This window comes from Enterococcus olivae (assembly GCF_053760925.1).
In genome coordinates, this window is the sequence record NZ_JBSMVT010000005.1 from 32408 (window position 1) to 57705 (window position 25298).

At 41.3% G+C, this 25298-nt stretch carries 24 protein-coding genes; all 24 read left to right on the top strand.

The window, feature by feature from the left end; all coding sequences use genetic code 11:
- Nucleotides 1–16: 16 nt before the first annotated feature.
- The 24 genes from ACWODM_RS05195 to ACWODM_RS05310 all read left to right on the top strand — a co-directional run bounded on the left by ACWODM_RS05195 (nt 17) and on the right by ACWODM_RS05310 (nt 25298).
- A complete protein-coding gene (locus ACWODM_RS05195) occupies nt 17–3445 on the top strand; it encodes a pyruvate carboxylase (RefSeq protein WP_455320318.1) in 3429 nt (1142 codons plus the stop codon).
- Nucleotides 3446–3463: 18 nt separating this feature from the next.
- Nucleotides 3464–4591, top strand: a complete 1128-nt coding sequence (locus ACWODM_RS05200; protein WP_455320319.1) for a CAP-associated domain-containing protein — start codon at nt 3464–3466, stop codon at nt 4589–4591.
- Nucleotides 4588–5013 (top strand): YlbF family regulator, encoded by a 426-nt coding sequence (locus tag ACWODM_RS05205; protein WP_455320320.1) that lies wholly within the window; start codon nt 4588–4590, stop codon nt 5011–5013. The genes ACWODM_RS05200 and ACWODM_RS05205 overlap by 4 nt, the downstream gene beginning before the upstream one ends.
- Complete coding sequence (locus tag ACWODM_RS05210) at nt 5003–5347, top strand: YlbG family protein (protein ID WP_455320321.1); 345 nt, start codon at nt 5003–5005, stop codon at nt 5345–5347. Before ACWODM_RS05205 ends, ACWODM_RS05210 begins: the two co-directional genes overlap by 11 nt.
- A 493-nt stretch (nt 5348–5840) precedes the next feature.
- Nucleotides 5841–6395 (top strand): 16S rRNA (guanine(966)-N(2))-methyltransferase RsmD, encoded by a 555-nt coding sequence (gene rsmD, locus ACWODM_RS05215; RefSeq protein ID WP_455320322.1) that lies wholly within the window; start codon nt 5841–5843, stop codon nt 6393–6395.
- Nucleotides 6396–6397: 2 nt separating this feature from the next.
- The gene (gene coaD, locus ACWODM_RS05220) at nt 6398–6892 is read left to right on the top strand and encodes a pantetheine-phosphate adenylyltransferase (protein WP_455320323.1); all 495 of its coding nucleotides are present in this window, start codon (nt 6398–6400) and stop codon (nt 6890–6892) included.
- On the top strand, nt 6882–7922 hold the full coding sequence (locus ACWODM_RS05225) for a SepM family pheromone-processing serine protease (protein WP_455320324.1): 1041 nt from the start codon (nt 6882–6884) through the stop codon (nt 7920–7922). The genes coaD and ACWODM_RS05225 overlap by 11 nt, the downstream gene beginning before the upstream one ends.
- Nucleotides 7923–8012: 90 nt before the next feature.
- The gene (locus ACWODM_RS05230; protein WP_455320325.1) at nt 8013–8402 is read left to right on the top strand and encodes a DUF1149 family protein; all 390 of its coding nucleotides are present in this window, start codon (nt 8013–8015) and stop codon (nt 8400–8402) included.
- A gap of 4 nt (nt 8403–8406) precedes the next feature.
- Nucleotides 8407–8778, top strand: a complete 372-nt coding sequence (locus ACWODM_RS05235; RefSeq protein ID WP_455320326.1) for a VOC family protein — start codon at nt 8407–8409, stop codon at nt 8776–8778.
- Between the two features lie 105 nt (nt 8779–8883).
- Nucleotides 8884–9618, top strand: a complete 735-nt coding sequence (locus tag ACWODM_RS05240) for a metallophosphoesterase (protein ID WP_455320327.1) — start codon at nt 8884–8886, stop codon at nt 9616–9618.
- A gap of 101 nt (nt 9619–9719) precedes the next feature.
- Entirely contained in the window at nt 9720–11885 is a 2166-nt protein-coding gene (locus ACWODM_RS05245) for a Tex family protein (protein ID WP_455320408.1), read from the top strand.
- On the top strand, nt 11882–12358 hold the full coding sequence (locus tag ACWODM_RS05250) for a SprT family protein (RefSeq protein ID WP_455320328.1): 477 nt from the start codon (nt 11882–11884) through the stop codon (nt 12356–12358). The genes ACWODM_RS05245 and ACWODM_RS05250 overlap by 4 nt, the downstream gene beginning before the upstream one ends.
- 129 nt (nt 12359–12487) lie before the next feature.
- Entirely contained in the window at nt 12488–13825 is a 1338-nt protein-coding gene (gene murC / locus ACWODM_RS05255) for a UDP-N-acetylmuramate--L-alanine ligase (protein ID WP_455320329.1), read from the top strand.
- 289 nt (nt 13826–14114) lie between these two features.
- Nucleotides 14115–14582: a MaoC family dehydratase gene (locus ACWODM_RS05260; RefSeq protein WP_455320330.1), complete on the top strand. Its 468-nt coding sequence runs from the start codon at nt 14115–14117 to the stop codon at nt 14580–14582.
- Complete coding sequence (locus ACWODM_RS05265; RefSeq protein WP_455320331.1) at nt 14575–15252, top strand: Bax inhibitor-1/YccA family protein; 678 nt, start codon at nt 14575–14577, stop codon at nt 15250–15252. Before ACWODM_RS05260 ends, ACWODM_RS05265 begins: the two co-directional genes overlap by 8 nt.
- Nucleotides 15253–15365: 113 nt before the next feature.
- Complete coding sequence (gene polA / locus ACWODM_RS05270) at nt 15366–18011, top strand: DNA polymerase I (RefSeq protein WP_455320332.1); 2646 nt, start codon at nt 15366–15368, stop codon at nt 18009–18011.
- Between the two features lie 14 nt (nt 18012–18025).
- Nucleotides 18026–18865 (top strand): DNA-formamidopyrimidine glycosylase, encoded by an 840-nt coding sequence (gene mutM, locus ACWODM_RS05275; protein WP_455320333.1) that lies wholly within the window; start codon nt 18026–18028, stop codon nt 18863–18865.
- A 3-nt stretch (nt 18866–18868) separates the two neighbouring features.
- Nucleotides 18869–19465: a dephospho-CoA kinase gene (gene coaE / locus ACWODM_RS05280; RefSeq protein ID WP_455320334.1), complete on the top strand. Its 597-nt coding sequence runs from the start codon at nt 18869–18871 to the stop codon at nt 19463–19465.
- 709 nt (nt 19466–20174) lie between these two features.
- On the top strand, nt 20175–20645 hold the full coding sequence (gene nrdR, locus ACWODM_RS05285; protein WP_455320335.1) for a transcriptional regulator NrdR: 471 nt from the start codon (nt 20175–20177) through the stop codon (nt 20643–20645).
- 18 nt (nt 20646–20663) lie between these two features.
- Nucleotides 20664–22049, top strand: coding sequence for a replication initiation and membrane attachment family protein (locus ACWODM_RS05290; protein ID WP_455320336.1), 1386 nt, complete (start codon nt 20664–20666; stop codon nt 22047–22049).
- Nucleotides 22049–22975: a primosomal protein DnaI gene (dnaI, locus tag ACWODM_RS05295; protein ID WP_455320337.1), complete on the top strand. Its 927-nt coding sequence runs from the start codon at nt 22049–22051 to the stop codon at nt 22973–22975. The genes ACWODM_RS05290 and dnaI overlap by 1 nt, the downstream gene beginning before the upstream one ends.
- 10 nt (nt 22976–22985) lie before the next feature.
- Nucleotides 22986–23411 carry a hypothetical protein gene (locus ACWODM_RS05300; protein ID WP_455320338.1) on the top strand — a complete coding sequence of 142 codons (426 nt, stop codon included), beginning with the start codon at nt 22986–22988 and terminating at the stop codon, nt 23409–23411.
- 70 nt (nt 23412–23481) lie between these two features.
- Nucleotides 23482–24180: a tRNA (adenine(22)-N(1))-methyltransferase gene (locus tag ACWODM_RS05305; RefSeq protein ID WP_455320339.1), complete on the top strand. Its 699-nt coding sequence runs from the start codon at nt 23482–23484 to the stop codon at nt 24178–24180.
- Nucleotides 24177–25298, top strand: a complete 1122-nt coding sequence (locus ACWODM_RS05310; protein WP_455320340.1) for a Nif3-like dinuclear metal center hexameric protein — start codon at nt 24177–24179, stop codon at nt 25296–25298. Before ACWODM_RS05305 ends, ACWODM_RS05310 begins: the two co-directional genes overlap by 4 nt.

Genomic DNA, 25298 nt, shown 5'->3' on the forward strand with positions numbered 1-25298 from the left:
AAAGAGGAGTGGTTTGATGAAAAAAATTCTTGTTGCGAACCGAGGCGAAATCGCGATTCGCGTGTTTCGGGCATGTGTGGAATTAAAAATTAAAACAGTAGGGATTTATGCTGCAGAAGATGAGTATTCTGTTCATCGTTTCAAAGCAGATGAAGCTTATTTAGTAGGAGAAGGCAAGCGCCCTATTGATGCTTATTTAGATATTGAAGATATCATTCGTATCGCCAAAGAATCTGGTGCTGAAGCGATTCACCCAGGCTATGGCTTCTTATCGGAGAATTTGGGATTTGCTAAACGTTGTGAGGAAGAGGGCATCATCTTTATTGGTCCAACTCCGCATCATTTAGATATTTTTGGAGATAAGATCAAAGCAAAAGAAGCAGCCATTGCAGCAGGAATTCAATCCATTCCAGGATCAGATGGTCCAGTTGATTCTGTCGAAGGTGTTTTAGAGTTTGCAGAGACACATGGTTATCCAGTAATGATCAAAGCCGCTCTTGGTGGAGGCGGACGCGGTATGCGTGTTGCCCATGATGAAAAAGAAGCACGTGATGGTTATGAACGTGCAAAAAGTGAAGCGAAAGCCGCTTTTGGTAGTGATGAAGTTTATGTAGAGAAATATATCGGTAACCCTAAGCATATTGAAGTACAGATTTTAGGGGATGCCCATGGCAATGTGATTCATTTGTTTGAACGTGACTGTTCAGTTCAAAGACGTCACCAGAAGGTTGTAGAGGTTGCTCCGTGCGTCTCAATGAATGATGAGCAGCGTGAGAAAATCTGTAACGCTGCAGTTCAGTTAATGAAGCATGTCAATTATGTCAATGCGGGAACAGTTGAATTTTTGGTTGAAGGAGATCAATTCTACTTTATCGAAGTCAATCCTCGTGTTCAGGTAGAACATACGATCACTGAGATGATCACTGACGTCGATATTGTTACGACCCAAATTTTGATTGCACAAGGTAAAAATCTGCACGAAGAAATCGGTATTCCAACACAGGATAAAATCACTTTTGAAGGAGCAGCGATCCAATGTCGTATCACGACAGAAGATCCATTGAATGGATTTATGCCGGATACTGGCAAGATCGATACTTACCGCTCACCAGGTGGTTTTGGTGTGCGTTTGGATGTCGGTAATGCCTATACTGGAGCAATCGTGACACCGTATTTTGATTCATTGTTAGTGAAAGTGTGTACACACGGGTCTACATTCAAACAAGCAATCGAAAAAATGGAACGCTGCTTGAAAGAATTCCGTGTCCGTGGTGTAGAAACGAATATTCCGTTTATGCGTAACGTCGTACGTCATCCACAGTTCCGTTCAGGTGAAGCAAAAACAATCTTTATCGATACGACACCAGAACTATTTGAATTTCCTCGCACACGAGATCGTGGGAACAAAACGATGAAATACATCGGAGAGATCACTGTCAATGGTTTTCCAGGGATTGAGAAACAAAACAAGCGCTTCTTCGCTGAGCCACGGATGCCTAAGCAGTTGGAAACATTTGATGATTTAGTAACAGGGAAAAAGATTCTTGACACGAAAGGCTCAGACGCCGTTGTTGAATGGATCAAAGAGCAAAAGAATGTGTTGTTGACAGATACGACTTTCCGTGACGCGCACCAGAGCTTGCTAGCTACTCGTGTACGTACAACGGATTTGGCAAAAATCGCTGATACGACAGAAAAAGCGATCCCTCAGTTGTTCTCAAGTGAGATGTGGGGTGGAGCTACCTTTGATGTTGCCTATCGCTTTTTAACAGAAGATCCGTGGGAAAGATTGCGTGTTTTACGTAAAAAAATGCCAAATACTTTACTGCAAATGCTTTTCAGAGGTTCTAACGCTGTTGGATATTCAAACTACCCAGACAATGTATTGGTGGAATTTATCAATGAAGCTGCCAAACAAGGAATTGACGTTTTCCGTATTTTTGACAGTCTGAACTGGATTCCTCAAATGGAAAAAAGTATCCAGGCCGTTCGTGATACAGGTAAAATCGCTGAAGCAACGATTTGTTATACTGGGGATATCAATGATCCTTCAAGAGCAAAATATTCTGTACAGTACTACAAAGATATGGCGAAAGAATTACAAGCACTAGGTGCTCATGTCATCGCAGTCAAAGATATGGCAGGCTTGTTGAAACCCCAAGCGTCCTATCGTTTGATCAGTGAATTGAAAGACACCATCGATATCCCGATTCATTTGCATACACATGATACGAGTGGGAATGGGATCATTACTTATTCCGCGGCAGTTACTGCAGGTGTGGACATTGTAGATGTAGCCATGAGTGCCATGAGTAGCAATACGAGTCAGCCAAGCATGAGCAGCTTGTACTATGCACTAGTCAATGGCAAACGTGTTCCGGATATCAATATTGAAAATGTACAGGAACTTAACCATTACTGGGAAGATGTTCGCATGTACTATGCACCTTTTGAAAACGGGCTGAATGTTCCACAAACAGAGGTTTACATGCATGAAATGCCGGGTGGACAGTACTCTAATTTACAACAACAGGCAAAAGCTGTTGGCTTAGGCGATCGTTGGGATGAAATCAAAAAAATGTATCATACAGTGAATATGATGTTTGGCGATATCGTCAAAGTAACACCTTCTTCTAAAGTAGTTGGAGACATGGCCTTGTTCATGGTACAAAATGATCTGAATGAGGAAGAGCTTTATGAACGTGGTGAATCCATCAGCTTCCCTGAATCAGTCGTGACCTTCTTCCAAGGTGAATTAGGCCAACCAGTCGGCGGATTCCCTGAGAAACTACAGAAAGTCATCTTGAAGGATCGACCAGCTTATACTGATCGTCCAGGAGCATTGGCAAAACCGGTTGATTTTGAAGAAGTGAAGGCTAAACTAGCTGAACAGATCGGTTACGAACCTGAAAAAGACGAAGTATTAAGTTACTTGATGTATCCAGAGATTTTCTTGGCCTATCGCAAAGCCTATGAGCAATTCGCGGATATCAAAGTATTAGATACACCAACCTTCTTCAATGGTATGAGATCTGGAGAGAAAATCAATGTTGAGATTGAAAAAGGCAAAAACTTGATTCTTCGTCTAGATCAAATCGGTGAGGCTGATTTAGAAGGAAACCGTACCTTGTTCTTTAACTTGAATGGTCAACGTCGCGAGATCGTAGTCAAAGATACTTCGATCAAAAGCGCTGTCGTTACGAAGAAAAAAGCAGAACCAACGAATAAAGAACAAATCGGTGCAACGATGTCTGGTTCCGTGCTACAGATCCTTGTTAAACAGGGAGACAAAGTAAAACGTGGGGATACGTTGATGGTCACTGAAGCGATGAAGATGGAGACATCTGTCGAAGCTCGCTTTGATGGTGTTGTAGAATATCTGCATGTAACAGAAGGCGAACCAATTTCTTCTGGTGATCTGTTGATTGAAGTCAAAGAAAAATAAAGAAAGGTAGGATTCAGCGTGAAGCAAAGAGGAATCTTGTTCAGTTTGATTTTTATAGGATGCTTGTTTCTTTTATACATGCATCCAGTTTGGTTCCCTCCTGCTTCCACTGAGCCGCCTGAAAGTGAAATCCGGAGAGTTCCTCCACCAACGACCTGGAACTATGAGCCTATTCAAACAGATGGTTTTGCTCAATGGATTGGGCAAAAATTGTCGGAATTTGAAAAGGTGTATGGTCATCCAGAAGAGGTGTACTCTTCTGGATTTTCTTTTGTTATTCACCAGTATTTATTTGATAATCAGAACTATCTGGAAGTCAATACTGAAAAAGATCGAATTACCAGTATCAAAATAATGGGTGAACAAAATGAACTGGTCCAGCCATTTACTTTTGACATGACGATGAACGAATTGGCTAAACTCACGATGATTTATCCAAATTTCAGCATTAATTATGAAGGACGAACAATTGGTTTTGAACTGACGGAGGATGATATGAATTATCGTCCACTGATCGCCTTTGATAATGGAAGTTTTGCGATGCTGTTCTTTAGTCAGGATAGTGGGGAAAGTTCTTTGAACAGCGTGATGTATTTAAACAAAGAAACATTATTGAAACTGAGACCATACAGTGTGACAGAGGGAATCACTCCACGTTTCTTGACAGAAGAGTCTGCTGATTGGGAAGTGATCAATCAAAATAAACAAAACCACAGCAAGCAGCTGTTTCAATTATTTAGAGAAAGAGATCAGCTAGACGCGTTTTATCTTGAGTCCAGCGCTCAGATCATGAGCGAGCAAATTTTAGGAACATTCTTTGCGGAACCGGAAGAATTTTTGACTACCGAACGAGTGCAGAAGCTTCAGCGGATACAAAATGAACTAGATAACGAGCTCTTTAGATTGAACAGATTGGAAATGGAGGATGTTTTATCCGAATTTTCTATCGATACAGCAATGCTTTATTTAGAATTACCGGTCTATGATCCGATGTTCGCTATCTTAAGCTGGTACAGCACCCCATATCTACATGCGCGTTACATGCATCAAGACGCAGAAGCATTAGGCATTGCCTTTTCAAAAGAAAATGTGGTAGTCTTATTACAGAAAGTAGAAAATACAACAGAGGATAGTGACGAAAATTGATTTATGATGACCAATTTTTTGAAATAGAAGATCAAGTAGAAAAACTTTTAAAAACCTTGGAAGACAGTCAGACTTTTAAAAGTTATTTACTTAATAAAAAGAATCTTTCTCAAGACAAGGAAGTCCAGGAGATTCGTTCAGATTTTCTTCAGAAAAAAGAAGCCTTTGACCGTGTAGCAGCCTATGGAGGCTATGCACCCGATCACAGAGAAAAACAACGTTCTCTACGTAAAGCCAAACGAGTTCTGGATGTTCATCCAGTCGTAGCAGAATTTCGAATTTCTGAGACGGAATTACAGGGCGTTTTGGACGAATTAGGAATTAAGATTGCTCGTTCAATTTCTGAAGAAATCAAAGTCGACACCGGAAATCCATTTTTTGAAAGTAGATCAAGTTGTGGAGGAAAATGTCATGCCAGCTAATTCAGAAGAATTTGAAATACAAAAAAGACGTGGACTGGTTGTTTGGGTCTACAGCTTGAGACAGTTAAAAAACTTACGTCGTTTTGGCTTCATCCATTATGTCTCAAGACGGATGAAATATGTCTTTATCTACGTCAATGAGGAGAAGGTTGATGAGTGTATCGAAAAGTTGACCCGACTTCATTTTGTTCGACACGTAGACGTCTCTCACCGTCCAGACATCGAAATGAACTTTGGCGAAAAAATCGGAACCAAAGCCGCCTTCCAAGTAGTCGAAGACAAAGGCGACCTCGAAGAAAGAAATGCAACAATACGCCTAGCTGAACACGTATAAGAAAGGTTGGACTTTATGTCCAACCTATTTGCTGTGAATCACAGCGATTCGCCGAACGAAGTGAGAGCGAGAGCTGATGATGAACAGTACTAGCTGAGCGAAGCGAGGGTAGTCCCCTTCGTCTGAATCACTACGATTCAGTAATCAAAGGGAACTGGAGTCTGAACTGAAATAATAAGGCTAAACTATACTGGTTATTATGAAACATTATTGTAGTCTTTATGACTGCACGGATTGAAATTTGTGTTTAAAACATACGGAGGGTCACTATAAGAGTTGCAGTCCTTGTGACTGCATGGATTGAAATAATGACCGGCGGGGATATTAGTTTCCCTCGTCATCGTTGCAGTCCTCGTGACTGCATGGATTGAAATACGAGTAAACCAAGTTATGGTGTGACGTTCTTTAAAGTAATGCGTTTATCGTTTTTGACGCACAGTTGGATCAAGAGATTCAACCAAATAAATAAGTAATCAATGAAAGGAACATTTCTATGCGTGTAGTATCTGGCACATATCGTGGAAGACGTTTAAAAAGTTTAGATGGAAATAATACACGTCCAACTTCGGATAAAGTCAAAGAATCTATTTTTAATATGATCGGACCTTATTTCGATGGAGGACGAGTTTTGGATCTATTTGCTGGCAGTGGAGGCTTGGCGATCGAAGCAATTTCCCGAGGAATGGAGCTTGCTGTTTGTGTGGATCGAAGTTATCCGGCAATGAAAATCATTCAAGAAAATATCAAGATCACCAAAGAGCCAGAAAAGTTCATCACTCTAAAAATGGATGCGAATCAGGCGATTCAAAAATTGGCTTTAGAAGATGAGGCATTTGATTTGATCTTACTTGATCCGCCTTATGCCAAACAACAAATTCTTCAGCAGCTTGAAAAAATGCTCTCAGAAAATTTGTTGAAGAGAGATGGTCTGGTCGTTTGTGAAACAGATAAAACGGTTGAATTACCGGATAGAATTGAATCGTTGAACCAAATCAAAAAGCAGAATTATGGAATGACTGCTGTGACGATTTATAGAAATGAGGATTAAAAATGAAAAAAATTGCTTTATTTCCAGGAAGTTTTGATCCTTTGACCATGGGTCATTTAGATACGATAGAACGTGGAGCAAAACTTTTTGATGAGTTGTTTATTGGTGTTTTTGTCAACACTAATAAGAAATCGTTATTCTCAGCTGAAGAAAAAAAACAATTGGTGGAAAAAGCTGTGGCACATTTACCCAACGTTTCGGTTGTTTCTCAGGAAACAGAGTTAACTGTAAAGACAGCGGCACGTTTGGAGGCACGTTTTTTACTGCGTGGTATTCGTAGTGTGAAAGATTATGAATACGAACGAGATATTATGGAAATGAACCATCACCTAGATTCTGAACTGGAGACAGTATTTTTGATCGCGAAGCCCGAGTACAGCCATATCAGTTCGAGCTTGATCAAGGAAGTCTTGTTATTTGGTGGAGACGTTCAAAAGTATCTTCCAGAGAATGTTTATAAAGTAATCCTGAAGAAGCGTGAAAAAAATGAAGAATAAGAGTGTTGTAAAATACCTACTGCTAGTTCTGCTCTCGCTCGTAGTAGCTGCCAGTCTCTTCTTACCGATTCCTTATTTTGTAGAGCGACCGGGTTCTACGATCGACTTGAAAGAATTGGTGACGGTCAATGGAGAGAAAGATGAGCAATCTGGCTCGTTTTCACTGACTTCAGTAGGCATTCGACAGGCAACTGTTTGGACAGCAGCGATCGCCAAGCTTGATCCATTTCAGGATGTGATCAGTGAAGAAGAAATGTTCGGTGGAGCGACAGACGAAGAGTACGAACGTATCCAACGCTACTATATGGACTCTTCTCAAAACAGTGCGATCGAACAAGCCTTAAAGTCAGCAGGTCGTCCTTATACCTTTGAGTACAAAGGTGTCTATGTGATGAGTGTCAGTCCGACATCTAATTTTTATGGAGAAATCACTGTGGGGGATACCGTGACTAAAGTCGATGGACGTAGCTTTGATAATAATCAGGAATTCATGGATTATGTTCAAAGTAAGGATATCGGAGATGAAGTCGAGGTGACCTATGTCCAAGACGATCAAGAGAAGCAAACTAAAGGAGAATTGATCGAGCTACCTACAAATCAAAAAGCCGGTATCGGCATTACTTTGGTGGATCATACCGAGATCCATTCAGAAGATACGATCGAATTTGATGTTAAAAATATTGGAGGTCCTTCTGCTGGCTTGATGTTTACTTTGGAAATTTATGAACAATTGATCGATAGTGACTTGCGTCAGGGCAAGCATATTGCGGGTACCGGAACGATCAATAGTGATGGAACGATCGGCCGGATTGGTGGAATCGATAAAAAAATAGCTAGTGCCAATAAAGAAGGTATTGAGATCTTTTTTGCCCCTGACGATGAGATAACAGAGGAACAGAGAGCAAGAGATCCTGAGCTGAAATCTAATTTTGAAGAAGCCAAGCTTGCTTTGGAAAAATTGAACTCTAGCATGGAAATCGTCCCCGTTAAAACATTGCAAGATGCGTTGGATTATTTAGAAAACATGTAAAAATAAACAAAAAGGTCTCATTGATCCCTCTGCCTATTCTAGGTAGTTAGATAAAATTATGATATACTTTTTGCGAGGAGAGTGAAAAATTTGGAAATTAAAAGACAACAACCTGTAGTTGAAAAATACCATTTTGATATGCGTGACCCAAATTCGGAAGCAGAAACAAAATTAAATGTTGGTTTTGCACCTTTGAAGGTACCAAATGAAGAGTATCCAAAGGAAAATAGTGTCGTGGGGGCTCGTTTGCATTTTTCAGTCGTTTTTCCGAAATTTATTATCAGTGGAGCAATTGGACAGGTCAATCATATCGTGAACCGACAAGTCAAGGGTCCTTCCGATTTGAATAAAGAAGAAGCGGATCTACTAGTAGAACCTTTGTTTGATATTTTGAAACGATTGACGTATGAAGTGACCGAGATCATCACAGATAAACCAGGGATCACTTTGAACTTTAATCAGGATAAGAAAGAGGAATAAACAGATGTTCTTAAACGATATGCAAGTAATGATCTATGTAGATGATGTTCCGGCAGCTGTTGAATTTTGGCAGGCACTAGACTTTGTTATTGTGGAGCAGCAAGAACTGGATGGTACATTGGTGGTGGAGATCGCACCTAATAAAGCAGCTCAAGTTCATTTTGTTTTATATGACCGTGAATTTATTGAAAGCCATTCACCCGAAGTGGCAACCAATTCACCATCGATCATGTTCAACTCAGAGGATATTACAGCCTTGTACAAAAAAATCTCAACACTGGATGTTGAGGTAGGTGATATGATTCAAATGGAAGAGCAAATGATCTTTAACTTTGCCGATCCAGATGGAAATTATTACGCAGTTTCAGGAAAATAATGTGATGGAGCCATTCTTGTAAAAGGGTGGCTCTTTTTTATAATTTGGCATAACATGAATCAAAAGACAAAAAGGAGTATAATAAAACAAAAGGGAGTGGCTAGCATGAAACCTTATGTGTACGTGATCAGTGATATCCATGGGAAATTGGATTTATTCAAAAAACTATTGGCTGAATTCGATCCAGCGCTTCATCAGCTAGTATTGATTGGTGACTTGAATGATCGTGGCAAGCAAAGCAAGGAGTGCTTCTTGCTAGGGAAAGAACTTGTTGAAAAATACGATGCCGTCTATTTACGGGGCAATCACGAGGAATATTTTCTGCAGTTCCTTGTTTCACCGGAGGACTGGATGATAGGCTATATACGAAACGGTGGCAAGGAAACTATTGAAAGTTTACTGCATCCTGGAGCAACCGAGGAGTATTCCCCTACGGAAATTTCCATGATGATTCGTTCCCGTTACAAAGAGTTGGTTTCTTTTTTGACGGATCGTCCATTGTATTATGAATGGGGCAAGTATTTGTTTGTTCATGCGGGAGTCGATTTGGAGAAAAAAGACTGGCGTAAAACAGATCCTCGCGACTTTGTCTGGATCAGAGACGCTTTTCATCACGGAAAAAATAAAACAGGAAAAATCATTGTCTTCGGGCATACGATCACACCAATGCTCCACGGAGATATGAAAACGACGGATCTGTGGATATCAGACGATAAGATCGGTATTGATGGTGGGGCTGTTTTTGGAGGCTCTGTGCATGGTGTCATCTTTGACAAAGATCAAATGATCAAGGACATAGAGTATCAAAATCAAGAGGGGCCGTGGCAACCAGATTTTTAAAGAAAGTATCATTGTTCTGAAACATTAGAACAATGATACTTCTCTTTTTTTGTGATAAACTAAGAAGGATGTTATAGAGGAAGGTGCGAAAGTAGATGGAAATGAACAAGAAAATCATTCAACTTTTACAACAAGAACTGACTAGCTACAAGAACGGCCAGTTAATCAAAGTTTTAGAACTATTAAATGAAGGAAATACCGTTCCTTTTATTGCCCGCTATCGTAAAGAAATGACCGGAGGCCTAGACGAGGTTCAGATTCGCGAAATCGAAGAACGGTTTACTTATTTAGAAAATTTAGAAAAACGTAAAGAGGAAGTCTTACGTTTGATTGAAGAACAGGAAAAATTGACTCCTGAATTGAGTCAACAAATCTTACAAGCAACCAAAATGCAACAGGTGGAAGATCTTTACCGTCCGTATAAACAAAAACGTCGGACAAAAGCAACGATCGCCAAAGAAAATGGCTTAGAACCCTTTGCCAAATGGTTGCTGACCTTTCCCAAAGAAAACGTTTATGAGAAAGCTAGTCATTATTTGAATGAAGCCATTGAAACCTCTGAACAAGCACTGCAGGGAGTGCATGAGATTTTGGCCGAGCAATTTGGCGATTCTGCCAAATTTAGAACTTGGATCCGGAGCTATCTTTTCAATAAAGGCAGTTATACTAGCAAAGTGAAAAATGCCGAAAAAGATGAAAAAGGAATTTATGAAATGTACTATGATTTTTCGGAGCCGGTTCATAAAATGGTCTCCCATCGCGTACTAGCGACAAATCGTGGTGAAAAAGAAGATATCTTAAAAGTCTCGTTGGAGGCAGACGATCAAAAGATTTTTGAGTATTTACAGCGTCAGCTCATCAAAGTACCGCAATCATCCGCAACGCCTTTGATTATCGAAGCCTATCAGGATGCCTACAAACGTTTTATTGGTCCGGCACTTGAACGAGAGATTCGCAACGAATTGACTGAAAAGGCAGATGAACAGGCAATCGCTATTTTTGGTGAAAATTTGCGGAATCTTTTGCTACAGTCACCCTTAAAAGGGAAAGTCGTGCTTGGCTTTGATCCAGCGTATCGAACAGGCTGTAAACTGGCAGTCGTTGATGCCACTGGGAAATTGTTGGCGATCGAAGTGATTTATCCACATAAACCAGCATCTATGGACAAACGTAAAGCGGCAGGACCAGCATTGACTAAGCTGATCGAGACCTATCAAGTCGATATGGTCGCGATCGGAAATGGTACAGCTAGCCGTGAATCGGAGCAATTTGTTGCTGATCAGTTGAAAGCAATCAAGCGAGATGTTTTTTACGTGATCGTCAACGAAGCTGGAGCATCTGTTTATTCTGCCAGTGACACGGCACGACAAGAATTTCCTGAATTGCCAGTAGAAGAAAGAAGTGCGATCAGTATTGGTCGACGCTTGCAGGATCCTCTGGCTGAGTTAGTCAAGATTGAACCGAAAGCAGTCGGTGTGGGACAATACCAACACGATGTTTCTCAGAAACGCTTAGCAGAGCAGTTGGATTTTGTGGTTGAGACGGTGGTGAATCAGGTCGGTGTTGATGTTAATACGGCAAGTCCACAACTGCTGCAACACGTATCCGGTCTAAACAAGACGACTGCTCAAAATGTCGTGAAGTACCGTGAAGAAAATGGTGCCTTCATTCAAAGAAATCAGTTGAAAAAAGTACCACGTTTAGGCCCTAAAGCCTATGAACAAGCGATCGGTTTTTTACGGATTCCTGGTGGTAAAAATATCTTGGACAACACAGGAATCCATCCCGAAAGTTATGATGCAGCCAAAGAAATTTTACGTTTGGCGGAGCTTCCTCTGGCTTCATTAGGAGAAGAAACGGCTAAGGAGCGCTTGAATCAATTGGATATTTCACAGCTTGCTAAAACGATTGAAATCGGAAAAGAAACCTTGATTGATATAATCAAAGCTCTGGTTCAGCCGGGTAGGGATATGCGTGATGAGATGCCGGCACCGTTGCTGCGCAAGGATGTACTGTCAATGGAAGATTTAAAATCCGGCATGGAATTGACCGGTACGGTTCGTAATGTGATCGATTTTGGTGCGTTTGTTGATATTGGAGTCAAACAAGATGGTTTAGTGCATATCTCCAAACTAAGTAAACGCTTTGTGAAGCATCCGAAAGACGTTGTTTCTGTTGGAGATATCGTGACGGTTTGGATCGAACAAGTCGATGTGAAGAAAGGGCGTATCAGTTTGACGATGCTTGACCCAGGAGCATCGAAATGACACCGAAAGAGCTACAACAGCTAGTAGAAGAGGTCTCGCTAGAATTTTTTCAAAAACCTTTTGTTCATCAAGCAACCTTCAATGCTCGTTTGAAAACAACAGGTGGACGCTATCATTTAAAGGATCACCATCTGGACTTTAATCCGAGGATGCTGGTACTTGAAAGGGAAGAATTTATCGCGATCATCAAACATGAGCTGTGTCACTACCATTTGCATCTGGAAGGCAAAGGCTACCAGCACAAAGACCCGGAATTCAAAGCACTTTTGGCTCAAACTGGCGGCAGTCGCTTTGCCCCTAATTTACAAAAAGAAGTCAAGCTTCTCGTTTATCAGTGTCAGAAGTGTCAGAGATCTGTACATCGAAGAAGAAGGATCAATACGCAACGGTATGTTTGCGGATATTGTCAAGGACGATTACAATGGAAAGAGACCAAAACAGTTGCTGTTGAAAGAAGATTGAGAGGAAATTAAATCTTGCACAAACTGATTGCTATTTCTGAGAATTTATTAGATAATGTATCCCAGTTAAATACTAAGTAGAATGATCCAATCATTTTGACTGATCGATAGAGTGTACTTGAGAAAAGAGGAAATAAAATTATGACAATTTCAGATAAAAAAATCTATCATTTTGTAGGTATCAAAGGTTCCGGAATGAGTTCACTGGCTCTTGTGTTACACCAGCAAGGATTACAGGTTCAAGGCTCCGATGTAGAGGAATACTTTTTTACCCAGCGTGATTTGGAAAAGGCAGAGATTTCTTTGTATCCTTTTGATGCGGAGAATATTCATGAAGGTCTGACGATCATTGCAGGAAATGCTTATACAGATGCCCATCAAGAATTAGTACGTGCACGTGAATTAGATTTGGAAGTTATTCGCTACCATGACTTTATCAGCAAGTTTATTGAACAATTTACAAGTATTGCGGTCACAGGCTCTCATGGAAAAACCAGTACAACTGGTTTGTTGTCACATGTTTTGACTGGAATCCGCCCAACTAGTTATTTGATTGGTGACGGGACCGGTCATGGAGATCCGGATGCAGAGCTGTTTGCTTTTGAAGCCTGCGAGTATCGTCGACATTTTCTAGCGTATTCACCGGACTATGCGATCATGACCAACATCGATTTTGATCATCCTGATTATTATAAGAGTATCGAAGATGTTTTTTCTGCCTTTCAAACAATGGCACATCAAGTGAAAAAAGGAATTTTGGCCTTCGGGGATGACGAATATCTTCGCAAACTGGAAGCCGAAGTACCGATCTATTATTATGGTGTCAATGATGACGATGATATTCAAGCACGTAATATCGTTCGTACAACAGAAGGATCTGCTTTTGATGTATATTTCCATAACGATTTCATTGGTCATTTTGTCTTGCCGGCATTTGGTCAACACAATATCAACAATGCACTAGGTGTGATTGCAACAGCTCATCTAGAAGGTTTTGATATGAAAAAAGTTGCCGAAGAAATGATGACCTTCCAAGGAGTGAAACGCCGTTTTAGCGAAAAAATCGTAGCGGATATGACGATTGTCGATGATTATGCTCATCATCCAGCTGAGATCAAAGCAACAATTGATGGTGCGCGTCAAAAATATCCTGACAAAGAAATCATTGCTGTCTTCCAACCACATACATTCACTCGAACGATCGCTTTGATGGATGAATTTGCTGATGCTCTGGATCTGTCAGATAAAGTGTATCTTTGTGATATCTTTGGTTCAGCTCGTGAATCTCAGGGCAACGTGAAGATTGAAGATCTAGGCGCTAAAATCAAAAAAGGTGGACAAGTAGTCAAAGAAGACAATGTTTCGCCATTATTGGATCACGAAAATGCAGTCATGATCTTCATGGGCGCAGGTGATGTCCAAAAGTTTGAACGTGCCTATGAAACACTTCTAAGTAACACGACTCGCAATGTTTTGTAAGTCGTCTTTGAACAAGGAATCAAGCACTTCTCTTCATTTGCAAGAGGAGTGTTTTTACCTATAAACAGTGGTTCTCGAAAATGCTACAAACACTAAAGGCTAAAGGGTGGAAAGCAAAAGCGTAGAACCTTGTTGAGATGATTTGCCGGGGGTTCGAACACCCGTTTAAATCGGAGCGACGATACTTCTTTAGACTTTGAGTAAGGTCTATTTAAATTAAAGGGTGTCCACTTGCACTTTTCTTAGCTTTTGATAAAATAAAAGAAAACTTACTTGGAGGACTGCTATTTTGAATATAGGGAAATCAAGAAAACTAGGGAAAACCATCGAAGAAATCGAGGAAGGTGATTCGTTGTCAGTCACGGAATCGATCGAAGACAATCAGCTGCTGTTGTATCTTGGACTGACGAACGATGCGAACCCTCTTTACATCCAACATGATTACGCACAAGAAACGGCGTATGAACGTCCAATCGTACCATCGATCATGTTGATGGGTATCGTAACCAGTGCGATTTCAAAGCATTTACCTGGACCGGGTTCACATGTGGTCAACTTTTCTGTCAATTTTGTCGAACCTGTTTATCATTATCAAACACTGACCTTTGAGTTTGAAGTGATCAAGGTAGACAAAAGAAAAGATGTTGTAACGATTTCTGTGGAAGCGGTCAATGAAGAAGCTGACCGTGTACTTGATGCGGTGGTTATGGTACAACCGCCAATTCTTATTGAAGAGAGTGAGGAAGTAAATGAATAATCAAGTGATTGAAGCAAAAGGTTTGAATCAGTTTTACGCCAAAGTGTATGCGATTTTTGGTATGGGGTTAGGAATCAGTGCGTTGGCTGCATTTTTGGGCTCAAGTGTGTTTTTGGAGGAAACGGTTGGTTTTATCCAAAGTTTCCCTCTAGGCTTGACGGGTATCTGGATCGCCGAAATTCTATTGGTGTTGATGCTGAGTGCAAAAGCAGCGAAAAATCCGTCATTGACATTGGCCGGTTTTATCGTCTATTCACTACTGAATGGCTTGGTTCTGTCGATTACACTGTATGCTTACGGTTTTGAGAATGTCACGAAAGCCTTCGTGATCGCTACGGCAACCTTTGTCGTGATGTCGATCTATGGCGCCTTTACGAAGCGTGATCTCAGCGGAATCGGTCGAGCAGGGATCGGCTTGTTATGGGGCGTGATCATCGCGACAGTCATCAATATGTTTTTAAGAAGTGCGAGTGCAGATTACTTTTTATCCTACGCGACAGTAGTGATTTTCGTTGGCTTGACTGCTTATGACAATCAACGTATCCGTGAAGTTTATTTTGCAACACAAGGACAAAATAATCTTGGTTTTGCTGCCTTTATGGCTTTGCAGTTGTACTTGGACTTTATCAACTTGTTCTTGTCACTATTGAGAATTTTTTCAAGAGATTAAAATCACAACGAACACTGATCAAAAGGTGTTCGTTTTTTTGTGCGCAAATAATCGCAATCCCTAGTGTTCTTTGTTAAAATAAAGAAGAATGCTTGAAGTGAGGAGTCGGAAAAATGACAAAAAATAAATTATTATTAGTAGATGGCAACAGTGTGGCCTTTCGTGCATTTTTTGCGTTGCATAATTCTTTGGAACGCTTTAAAAACAGTAATGGTCTACATACAAATGCGGTTTATGCCTTTAACAATATGTTTGAAAATGTGATGGCAAAAGAACAGCCCACACACGTTTTAGTGGCTTTTGATGCCGGAAAAACGACTTTTAGAAATGATTTATATGGAGAGTACAAAGGTGGCCGTGCCAAAACACCAGGTGAGTTCAAAGAACAAATGCCTTATATTCGTGAATTGATCACTGCCTTGGGTGTCCAACATTATGAGCTGGATAACTATGAAGCGGACGATATCATTGGAACCTTGGCCAAGCGTGTCGACAAGGAGAATTTTGATGTGGTCATTTTAACTGGTGACCGGGACTTGACCCAGCTGGCGACGGATCACATCAAAGTCGATATCACAGTCAAAGGGGTCAGCGACATTGAATCCTATACACCCGAGCACATTGCAGAGAAATACAATGGTTTGACTCCTCCTCAGATCATCGATATGAAAGGATTAGCGGGGGATGCTTCTGATAACATTCCCGGAGTAACCAAGATCGGTGAAAAAACAGCGATTAAATTACTTAATCAGTATGGTTCTGTTGAAGGCGTCTATGAACATATCGATGAAATGAAAAAAAGCAAGATGAAGGAAAATCTGATCAATGATCGTGACTTAGCCTTCCTTTCCAAACAATTGGCTACGATCAATACGGAGGCTCCAATCAAGGTCGAGCTGGATACGTTAAAATACGAAGGCAAAGATCTGGACAAACTTATTCCTTTTTACAAAGAAATGAATTTCAAAACCTTTTTGGAGAAATTAAATGTGATCGAGGATGCATCAGAAATGGAAGATGTTTTATTCGAAGTCGTGGACAAGGCTTCTCCAGAAATGTTTGCTGACGAAACAGCTTTTTATGTAGAGATACTTGGGGACAACTACCATATTGAAGATATAGTAGGGGTTGCTTGGGGAACACGAAAAAAAATCTACGTCAGTAATGATGAAGGGATTTTTGAAGATCCTGCCTTTCAGGAATGGCTATTCGATCCAGCCAAAAAGAAAAAGGTCTTTGACGCCAAACGGACGCAAGTCGTTCTGAATCGTTATATTGGTCGTCCACAAGGGCTGGACTATGATGTACTTTTAGCTGCTTATTTACTTGATACCAATGACAACAGCAACGACATTGCAGCTGTGGCAGAACACTACGGTTATACGGAGGTTCAGTCCGATGATTCGGTCTATGGACGTGGAGCAAAGAAAGGCTTGCCAGAGGACGAAGAAGTCTTTTATGCTCATTTGGCACGAAAAATCAAAGCGATCGATTGGTTGACAGACAAGCTAAAGGATGAACTAGAAGACAAAGGACAAACGGCATTGTTTGATGACATCGAGTTTCCATTGTCCGATATTTTAGCTGAGATGGAGATTACCGGTATTCGTGTAGATGCACAGCGTTTGAACCAAATGAAGGGTGAATTTGCCACAAGACTCCATGAGATCGAACAAACAATCTATCAGCAGGCAGGTGAAGAATTCAATTTGAATTCTCCAAAACAATTAGGAGTGATTCTTTTTGAAAAAATGGGCTTGCCAGTTATTAAAAAAACAAAGACTGGTTACTCGACTGCTGTAGATGTGCTGGAACAATTGAAAGAACAGGCACCGATCGTGGAAGATATCTTGACCTATCGTCAAATTTCTAAGATCCAGTCGACCTACGTGGAAGGCTTGCTGAAAATGATCCAGCCAGATGGCAAGATCCATACCCGTTATGTGCAAACCTTGACCCAAACTGGTCGCTTGAGCTCCGTTGATCCTAACCTGCAAAATATTCCGATTCGCTTGGAAGAAGGGCGGAAAATTCGTGAGGCTTTTGTACCGCGAGAACAAGATTGGTTGATCTATTCTTCCGATTATTCTCAGATCGAGCTGCGAGTGTTGGCTCATATTTCTGACGATGAACATTTGAAAGACGCTTTTCTAGAAGGTCAAGACATCCATTCAAGTACAGCGATGCGTGTCTTTGGGATTGAAAAAGCCGAGGATGTTACGCCGAACATGCGCCGTCAGGCCAAAGCTGTCAATTTTGGGATTGTCTACGGTATCTCTGATTATGGTTTGTCTCAGAATCTGGGAATCACCAGAAAAGAAGCCCAGCAGTATATTGACACGTACTTTGACCGCTATCCAGGGGTAAAAAATTATATGGAAAGTGTTGTCCGGGAAGCAAAGGACAAAGGCTATGTAGAAACCCTTTATCAGCGTCGTAGATATTTGCCAGACATCAATTCTCGTAATTATAATCTACGTTCTTTTGCTGAGAGAACGGCAATCAATTCGCCGATCCAAGGGAGTGCTGCTGACATCTTGAAAATCGCAATGATCGAATTGGATCGTCGATTGAAAGAAGAAAAGCTGGAAGCAACGATGCTCCTACAGGTTCATGATGAGCTGGTCTTTGAAGTTCCAGAAAACGAATGGAAGCAATTGGATCAATTGGTGAAAGAAGTCATGGAGACAGCAGTCTCTTTACATGTGCCACTAGTCACTGACAGCAGCTGGGGCAAAACATGGTATGAAGCAAAATAAAGAGGTGAATGCAATTGCCAGAACTACCAGAAGTTGAAACAGTACGTAAAGGATTGGTTCGACTCATACAAGGAAAAACGATCGAAAAGGTGACAGTTCGCTGGCCACGGATCATCGAATCACCGGAAGTGACTCAGTTTCAAACCTTATTGATCGGTCAAACAATCGAAGATGTCCAAAGAAGAGGGAAATTTCTTATTTTTAAATTAACGGATGTCGATATGATCTCGCATTTGCGTATGGAAGGAAAGTATGAGTTTTATTCAGCGACAGATAACCAGACGCTGGACAAGCATACGCATGTTGTCTTTGTGTTTACAGATGGGACATCCTTACATTACAACGATGTTCGAAAATTCGGACGTATGACCTTGACTGAAAAAGATCAAAGTCTTTCTTACAAAGGAATTCGACAATTGGGACCGGAACCTGTGCCGGAAGTCTTTTTTCTGACACCTTTTCAAGAAAAGCTACGTCGGTCTTCCAAAGCGATCAAGCCTTTGCTGCTAGATCAAAAGCTGGTGACTGGACTAGGAAACATCTATGTCGATGAAGCCTTGTGGGAAGCTCAGATCCATCCAGAGACACCAGCAAACGTGTTGGATGAAGCTGAGACGGAATGTTTGTATCAGGCAATCATCGATGTCTTAGGACGAGCGGTCGAAGCTGGGGGAACGACGATTCGTACCTATGCCAATGCCCTTGGTGAGGCTGGAAAATTTCAACTTTCTTTGAATGCTTATGGACAAACAGGTTTGCCTTGTTCACGTTGTGGGACGCCGATTGTCAAAATTAAAGTCGCACAAAGGGGTACTCACTATTGCCCGACGTGTCAAGTATGGAGAGGAAGATAACCAATGACGATGATTTTAGGTGTCACAGGTGGAATCGCCACCGGGAAAAGCACCGTTGTGCAAATTTTTCGAGAACATGGTTTTCCTATTGTGGACGGAGACGTGGTCGCTAGAGAGATCGTTGAACCAAATCAAGGTGGATTAGCGGCGATCGTTGAGACTTTTGGAAAAGAAATCCTGCATGCAGATGGAACACTGGACCGAAAAAAACTAGGAGCAGTCATTTTTTCCGATCCAGAACAGCGTCAGGTATTGAACGAATTATTGGCGCCTTTTTTACAGGAGGAAATTTCTCGCCAACTAACGGAGGCAAAAAAAATTGCCGCTTTGGTGATTGCCGATATTCCGTTGTTATTTGAAGCTGAGTATGATAAAAAAGTGGATCAAACAGCGGTCGTTTACATTTCTGAAGAGCTACAATTACAGCGTTTGATGATGCGGGATCAGCTGACCGAAGAACAGGCGATGCAGCGAATCAATAGCCAGTTACCGATCGAAGAGAAGAAAAAACGGGCCGATATCATTTTTGACAACCGCGGAACTAAAGAAAAAACGCGTCATCAGGTTGAAGCATGGCTGAAGAATGAGAAGTTTATTTAAAAAAGGAAATGTTTTTTCAAATTCCGTTCGAATTGCTCTAGCTGCACTTCACTGCGAGAAGGTCTTGCTCAGAGTCAGCCGTGGAACCAGCTTGATCCTACCGTCTCAAGCCTTTCAAGCTTCAAAGTCTCAGTAACCAATACTTGATAACTGAGACTAATTCACATTGAATTCTAAGCACGGCGACAACTCAAGCCATTCTCTTCGTTGCGCTAAATAAGTACTTGTTAATCAGGAGTTCCTTTCGAATGAATAAAGCAGACAACTTTTTCACTCAGCAAAACACAACAACAAGACACGACATTACCGTGTTAAAGAGCTAAGATGAATGACAGAGGTAGTCTGCTTGAACCTAGTCCTACTCAGAACGATTTTAAGTTTTCCTTGGTATACAGAGCGGCAATTTTATTTCTTTCTTTTTGGAAAATTTAATGACATTGAACCAAAGTCGCTTCACATAGAAAATAAATCATGAGCAAGCGTAAAATATTCTCAGGATCGACAGAAGCAGACTTTGTTATGCAGTGAATCATTGTTAGGGAGAATCAACTGTAAATTCTTAAAAAACTCTAGAAAAATTCTAGAGTTTTTTACTGTCTTGCTGTTAGAAAATAATCGAGTCATGTTATAATATAATCAGAAATTTAATTAATCTAACGGTAAATTAGTGAATAATTTTAAAATAAATCTAGATAAATGAGGTGGAATCATGCATTGTCCAAAATGTCATCATAATAATTCTCGCGTTATTGATAGTCGTCAGGCTGATGATGGGCGCGCGATTCGTCGCAGAAGAGAGTGTGAAAATTGTGGATTTCGATTCACAACGTTTGAAAGATTAGAAGAAACACCTCTGTTAGTTATTAAGAAAAATGGCGCTCGTGAAGAATTCAATCGTGAAAAGATCTTGAGAGGCTTGATTCGTTCTGCAGAAAAACGGCCAGTAGCCATGGAACAAATGGAACAGATCGTCGACCATGTGGAAGCACGCATTCGTGAACGGGGAGAAAATGAGATTTCCTCTACAATGATTGGTGAATACGTGATGGAAGACTTGGTGAATTTAGATGAAATCGCCTATATTCGTTTTGCCAGCGTCTATCGTCAATTCAAAGATATGTCAGTTTTTCTAAAAGAATTACAAGGAATCGTAGATAAAGCAAAAGAATCCAATGATTAAGAGCAAGGAGGGGTTAGTGTGAGATCCGCTTGGGAGGAAGTCCAACCAAATCATATATATCAAGTGTTCAAAAGCGTACCCCTCACCGAAGAAGGAAACGACGGTTTATCGTATCTTTATCAACCAATTATTGGCGCACAGGCAATGGCACTCTACTATGCCTTGATCGGTGATTCAGAAGATAAAAATGAAAATGAATTTGTCCATATCGATATGCTAAATGCTTTGAATCTGGGATTGCCAGACTTTTTGAAGGCACGCAAGCGTTTAGAGGGGATGGGGCTGTTGTCTGTATTCATCAAAGACGATCCAGAATTCGGCAGAATGTTTCTCTATCGGCTGGAAGAACCCTTACATCCTCAAAGTTTCTTTCAAGATGAACTGTACAGCTTTCTGTTGTGGAGTGCGGTTGGTGAACGCAAATTTAATCAGATGGTGAGCCGATTTAAACCAAAGGCTGTTACAACATCGAGTTATCAAGAGATCACCAGCAGTTTCAGTGATGTCTATGGAGCAATCAGAGAAGAAGCCTTTGCTCGTAAAGAAGACGAGTTAGAACAGGTCTCAAAGGAATATCAATTAACTGGAGATACTGCACTTACACTGGATGACAACCGAATCGACTGGGACTTTCTAATGGATTTTGCTAAACGAAAATATATCGATCCTACTAATTTTACAGCAGATTTCAAAAGAAAGCTGACGCTGTACCAAAATTTATATGGTTTTGATGAAATCGAATTGGTCAATCTAATGGCCTCGGTCGTTTCTTTAACAGACGGACAAGTCAGTCAAAAAGAACTGGACAAGCTTGTCAATCGCCAGATGAAGCAATCGTCTCCGAAAAAACAGCAGGAAAGCCTGTCTGAGACGGAAGAGACACGTCGCTTCAACACTTTGCGTCAAACTGGTTTTTCGGAGAATGATATTGGTTTGATCCAGCTGAGTGAGAGCACGGCACCGGCAGATTTTTTACAGGCGATCAAACAAGAGAAGCGCAGCTTTGTGACCGATTCTGAAAACTGGCTACTAAAAAGTTTAGTGGAGCGAAGTCCTTTACCGAATAGTGTGATCAATGTCTTGATGCATTATGTTCTCGCTGTTCAGAAAAATAGCTCTTTACAAGCGAATTTCGTCAATAAAATCGCCACAGACTGGTCAGAGCTGCAAATAACCAGTCCCGAAGAAGCGATCAGACACGTTCGACAGTTAGTCAAAGAGTCCAAGGAAGCAAAAACTACTAGAAATAAACCAAGAGCAAATAATTATCAAAAACCGATCCGTAAAGAAACATTGCCGGACTGGGTAGATAATCCACAAGAAGAAGTCGAAGATCCAGAAATGCTGGCGAAGATGCAGAAAAGTATGCAGGAATATTTAAAGAGTAAAGAAGGTGAAAGCTGATGGATGATGTAGGCAAAAATTTGAATCGATTGCTTGATCAAAAGAATTTTCGGACACGTTTTGAAGAAATGATGCAGGAAGTCTTGCAAGATCAAGATGTCCGTAATTTTTTAGATGCAAACAAAGAACGGTTGACTCAACAGGATATCGAACGTAGCTACGCTAAGCTGTACGAATTCGTGCAAGAGAAGCGAAAATTTGAAGTAAATGATCCATCAATGATCGCGCCAGGCTATGAACCACAATTGACATTGAACTATCATTCGGTAGATGTGACCTATATTCCTACAGAAGAGCTGTTGGCTCGTAAAAAACAAGAAGAGATTCGTGGACGAATCCAAGCATTGAATATGCCTAAAGATATTCAGGAAGCCAGAATTGAGACCTATGAAATGACAAGTGGTCGTGGTGAAGCCTTGATGGCAGCCACTGAGTTTATTAGAGCATACAAACAAAATTCGAAGACCTTCCACAAGGGTTTGTATCTTGTTGGAAGCTTTGGTGTAGGAAAAACCTATCTACTAGGGGCGATCGCTAGAGATCTAGCAGAAGCTGGCTTCACTTCGACCCTGCTTCATTTCCCATCGTTTGCCGTTGAAATGAAACAGGCGATCGGTAAAAATCAGGTATCAGAAAAAATGGAGGCAATCAAAAAAGCGCCCATCCTGATGCTCGATGACATTGGTGCTGACTCGATGAGTAGCTGGATCCGTGATGAAGTCTTCGGTGTTATTTTGCAGTATCGTATGCAAGAACAACTACCAACCTTCTTTACTTCCAATTTTTCCATGTTGGAGCTGGAGCAGCATTTGACTGTTACACAGCGCGGAGAAGAGGAACCGTTGAAGGCTAAGCGAATCATGGAACGTGTGCGTTACTTGACAAAAGAGATCCAGATGGCGGGACGTAACCGACGCAACAGTTAGAGGTGATGGAGTGAAAAAGCAACTTCTGCTTACGATAGGTGTTCTTTTGTTGCTTGGCGGATGTAGCGAAGCAAAGGAAGAGCAGCAACCGAATTATACGACTGACAATATCAGTATTAGTGAGGAGATGTCCGCAGTGCAGACGATTTTTATCGGAACGATCCACGAAACAACAGATACGTCTGATTCAGCAGGAAATCGTCTGATTTTCCTTCAGGAGAGCGAAACAGTGGCTGATCCAGATAATAATATTTTAGCAACGTTTAAAGAGTTTGGTGTCGGTGTCAACGTGAATAGCGAACAGGTGGAAAACTTAGAGGAATGGACTTCCGGGCAAAGAGTACAGGTTACTTTATCGGAACATGCCATTATGACTGCTTCGATTCCACCGCAACTTGCAGGCAATTCAGTAGAAGATATCAAATTATTACCATAAGATTTGAACATTCTCTTGAATTTGACTTTGCGTCATATTCGAGAGATTTTTTTAAGAAAGAGGTTAATCAATGAATGAACAAGAGTTATCGCAGCGTCTAGCTAGAGTCGGCGCCTATGTGCCACAGGATGCCCGATTGGCAGATATTGGTTCTGATCATGCCTATCTTCCGGTAGCATTGATGCTACAGCGACAAATTTCTTTTGCAGTTGCAGGAGAGGTCGTGCAAGGTCCCTTTGAATCGGCGGAGAAGCAAGTGAGGAAAAGCGGTTTGTCTGATCGGATCGAGGTTCGTCTGGCGGATGGTTTAGAGGCGATCCAAACAACAGATCAGATCAACACTGTCACGATCGCTGGCATGGGGGGAACCTTGATTCGAGCGATTCTTGAATCAGGGAAACAACAGCAACGCATCGATGGAACCGAACGCTTAGTTTTGCAACCGAATGTCGGGGAAAAGACTTTGCGCGAATGGTTATTCCAAAACGAGTATACGATCATTGCCGAAGAAATCCTTGAAGAAAACAATAAAATCTATGAGATCCTCGTTGCAGAAAAACAGGATCAAGTGGACTATTCTCAGAAAGAGCTCTTTTTTGGACCGTTACTGTTACAGGAAAAAAGTAAGGTCTTTCTTGCGAAATGGCGAAGAGAATTGAAGGCTCGTGAATACGTATTGCAACAACTGGAAAAGGCAGAAGAAAAACCTGTTGAAAAAATTGAAGAGATTCAAACTCAGATTGAATGGATCAAGGAGGTACTGGCATGAGTATTTCAGCGAAAAGCTTGATTCGCCGCTTTGAAGAATACTGCCCTTTGTGGTTGGCAGAAGAAGGCGACCCTGTGGGATTGCATATTGGAACCTTGAACCGTGAAATCCAACGAGTGATGATGACATTGGATGTTCGTCCGGAGGTGGTCGAAGAGGCCATCGCAAAAAAGGTGGATTTGATTATTGCCAAGCATCCACCGATCTTTCGACCCATTGCTCGTTTGACCGAGGATGATCTGCAAACGAAAATGTATATCGACCTACTGCGCAACAACATCTCGGTCTATGCTGCCCATACGAATATGGATATCATTGAAGACGGATTGAATGACTGGTTTTGTGAGATGCTGGATGTAGAAGTTGATAGCTATTTGAAAAAAACTCATACAGTCCATTACAAGAAGCTAGTCGTCTATGTCCCAGTGGAGCATAGCGCTGAGATGCGACAAGCATTAGGGGATGCGGGCGCCGGTGAACAGGGAAACTATCACCACACTAGCTATTCTTTGATTGGAACAGGAAGATTCACTCCTAATGAAGAAGCCAGTCCGGCCATTGGATCAGCCAATAAAGCAGAACAGGTTCAGGAGGCTCGAATTGAAGTTCTGTTTGCTGAAACGATTCAGGATCAACTGCTTGCTGCGATGTTTGAGGTACATCCTTACGAAGAACCGGCCTTCGATATCTTGCCTTTGGACAATCCACCGCAGATCTATGGGATCGGTCGTGTGGGGAACTTAGTCAACCCAATGCCTATCGAACAGTTTGCGCAGAAGGTCAAAGAAACTTTCCGAATCGATGGTCTACGATTAATTGAGGCCACAGAACCTAAAAAAATGATCCAGCGTGTGGCGATTTGTGGCGGCTCAGGTGGGAATTTTTATCCGGATGCTTTACGTGCAAATGCCGATGTCTACATCACAGGAGATGTCTATTACCATACTGCCCATGACATGCAGACAAATGGGTTGACAGTGATCGACCCGGGGCATAACATTGAGATTGTTTGTATACCAAAATTTGTAGAAAAAATGGAACAGTGGAAGTTAGAGGAAGGATGGGATCTTGAGATTATCCCGTCAGAGACTAATACGAACCCTTTCCAATATAGATAA

Excerpts from the sequence above, each read along its gene's own strand:
- coaE (WP_455320334.1), top strand. The coding sequence starts at position 18,869 with ATGACGATGATTTTAGGTGTCACAGGTGGAATCGCCACCGGGAAAAGC.
- murC (WP_455320329.1), top strand. The coding sequence starts at position 12,488 with ATGACAATTTCAGATAAAAAAATCTATCATTTTGTAGGTATCAAAGGT.
- ACWODM_RS05265 (WP_455320331.1), top strand. The coding sequence starts at position 14,575 with ATGAATAATCAAGTGATTGAAGCAAAAGGTTTGAATCAGTTTTACGCC.
- ACWODM_RS05250 (WP_455320328.1), top strand. The coding sequence starts at position 11,882 with ATGACACCGAAAGAGCTACAACAGCTAGTAGAAGAGGTCTCGCTAGAA.
- nrdR (WP_455320335.1), top strand. The coding sequence starts at position 20,175 with ATGCATTGTCCAAAATGTCATCATAATAATTCTCGCGTTATTGATAGT.
- polA (WP_455320332.1), top strand. The coding sequence starts at position 15,366 with ATGACAAAAAATAAATTATTATTAGTAGATGGCAACAGTGTGGCCTTT.
- dnaI (WP_455320337.1), top strand. The coding sequence starts at position 22,049 with ATGGATGATGTAGGCAAAAATTTGAATCGATTGCTTGATCAAAAGAAT.
- ACWODM_RS05240 (WP_455320327.1), top strand. The coding sequence starts at position 8,884 with ATGAAACCTTATGTGTACGTGATCAGTGATATCCATGGGAAATTGGAT.
- ACWODM_RS05235 (WP_455320326.1), top strand. The coding sequence starts at position 8,407 with ATGTTCTTAAACGATATGCAAGTAATGATCTATGTAGATGATGTTCCG.
- rsmD (WP_455320322.1), top strand. The coding sequence starts at position 5,841 with ATGCGTGTAGTATCTGGCACATATCGTGGAAGACGTTTAAAAAGTTTA.
- ACWODM_RS05210 (WP_455320321.1), top strand. The coding sequence starts at position 5,003 with ATGCCAGCTAATTCAGAAGAATTTGAAATACAAAAAAGACGTGGACTG.
- ACWODM_RS05310 (WP_455320340.1), top strand. The coding sequence starts at position 24,177 with ATGAGTATTTCAGCGAAAAGCTTGATTCGCCGCTTTGAAGAATACTGC.
- ACWODM_RS05305 (WP_455320339.1), top strand. The coding sequence starts at position 23,482 with ATGAATGAACAAGAGTTATCGCAGCGTCTAGCTAGAGTCGGCGCCTAT.
- coaD (WP_455320323.1), top strand. The coding sequence starts at position 6,398 with ATGAAAAAAATTGCTTTATTTCCAGGAAGTTTTGATCCTTTGACCATG.
- ACWODM_RS05225 (WP_455320324.1), top strand. The coding sequence starts at position 6,882 with ATGAAGAATAAGAGTGTTGTAAAATACCTACTGCTAGTTCTGCTCTCG.
- ACWODM_RS05195 (WP_455320318.1), top strand. The coding sequence starts at position 17 with ATGAAAAAAATTCTTGTTGCGAACCGAGGCGAAATCGCGATTCGCGTG.
- ACWODM_RS05245 (WP_455320408.1), top strand. The coding sequence starts at position 9,720 with ATGAACAAGAAAATCATTCAACTTTTACAACAAGAACTGACTAGCTAC.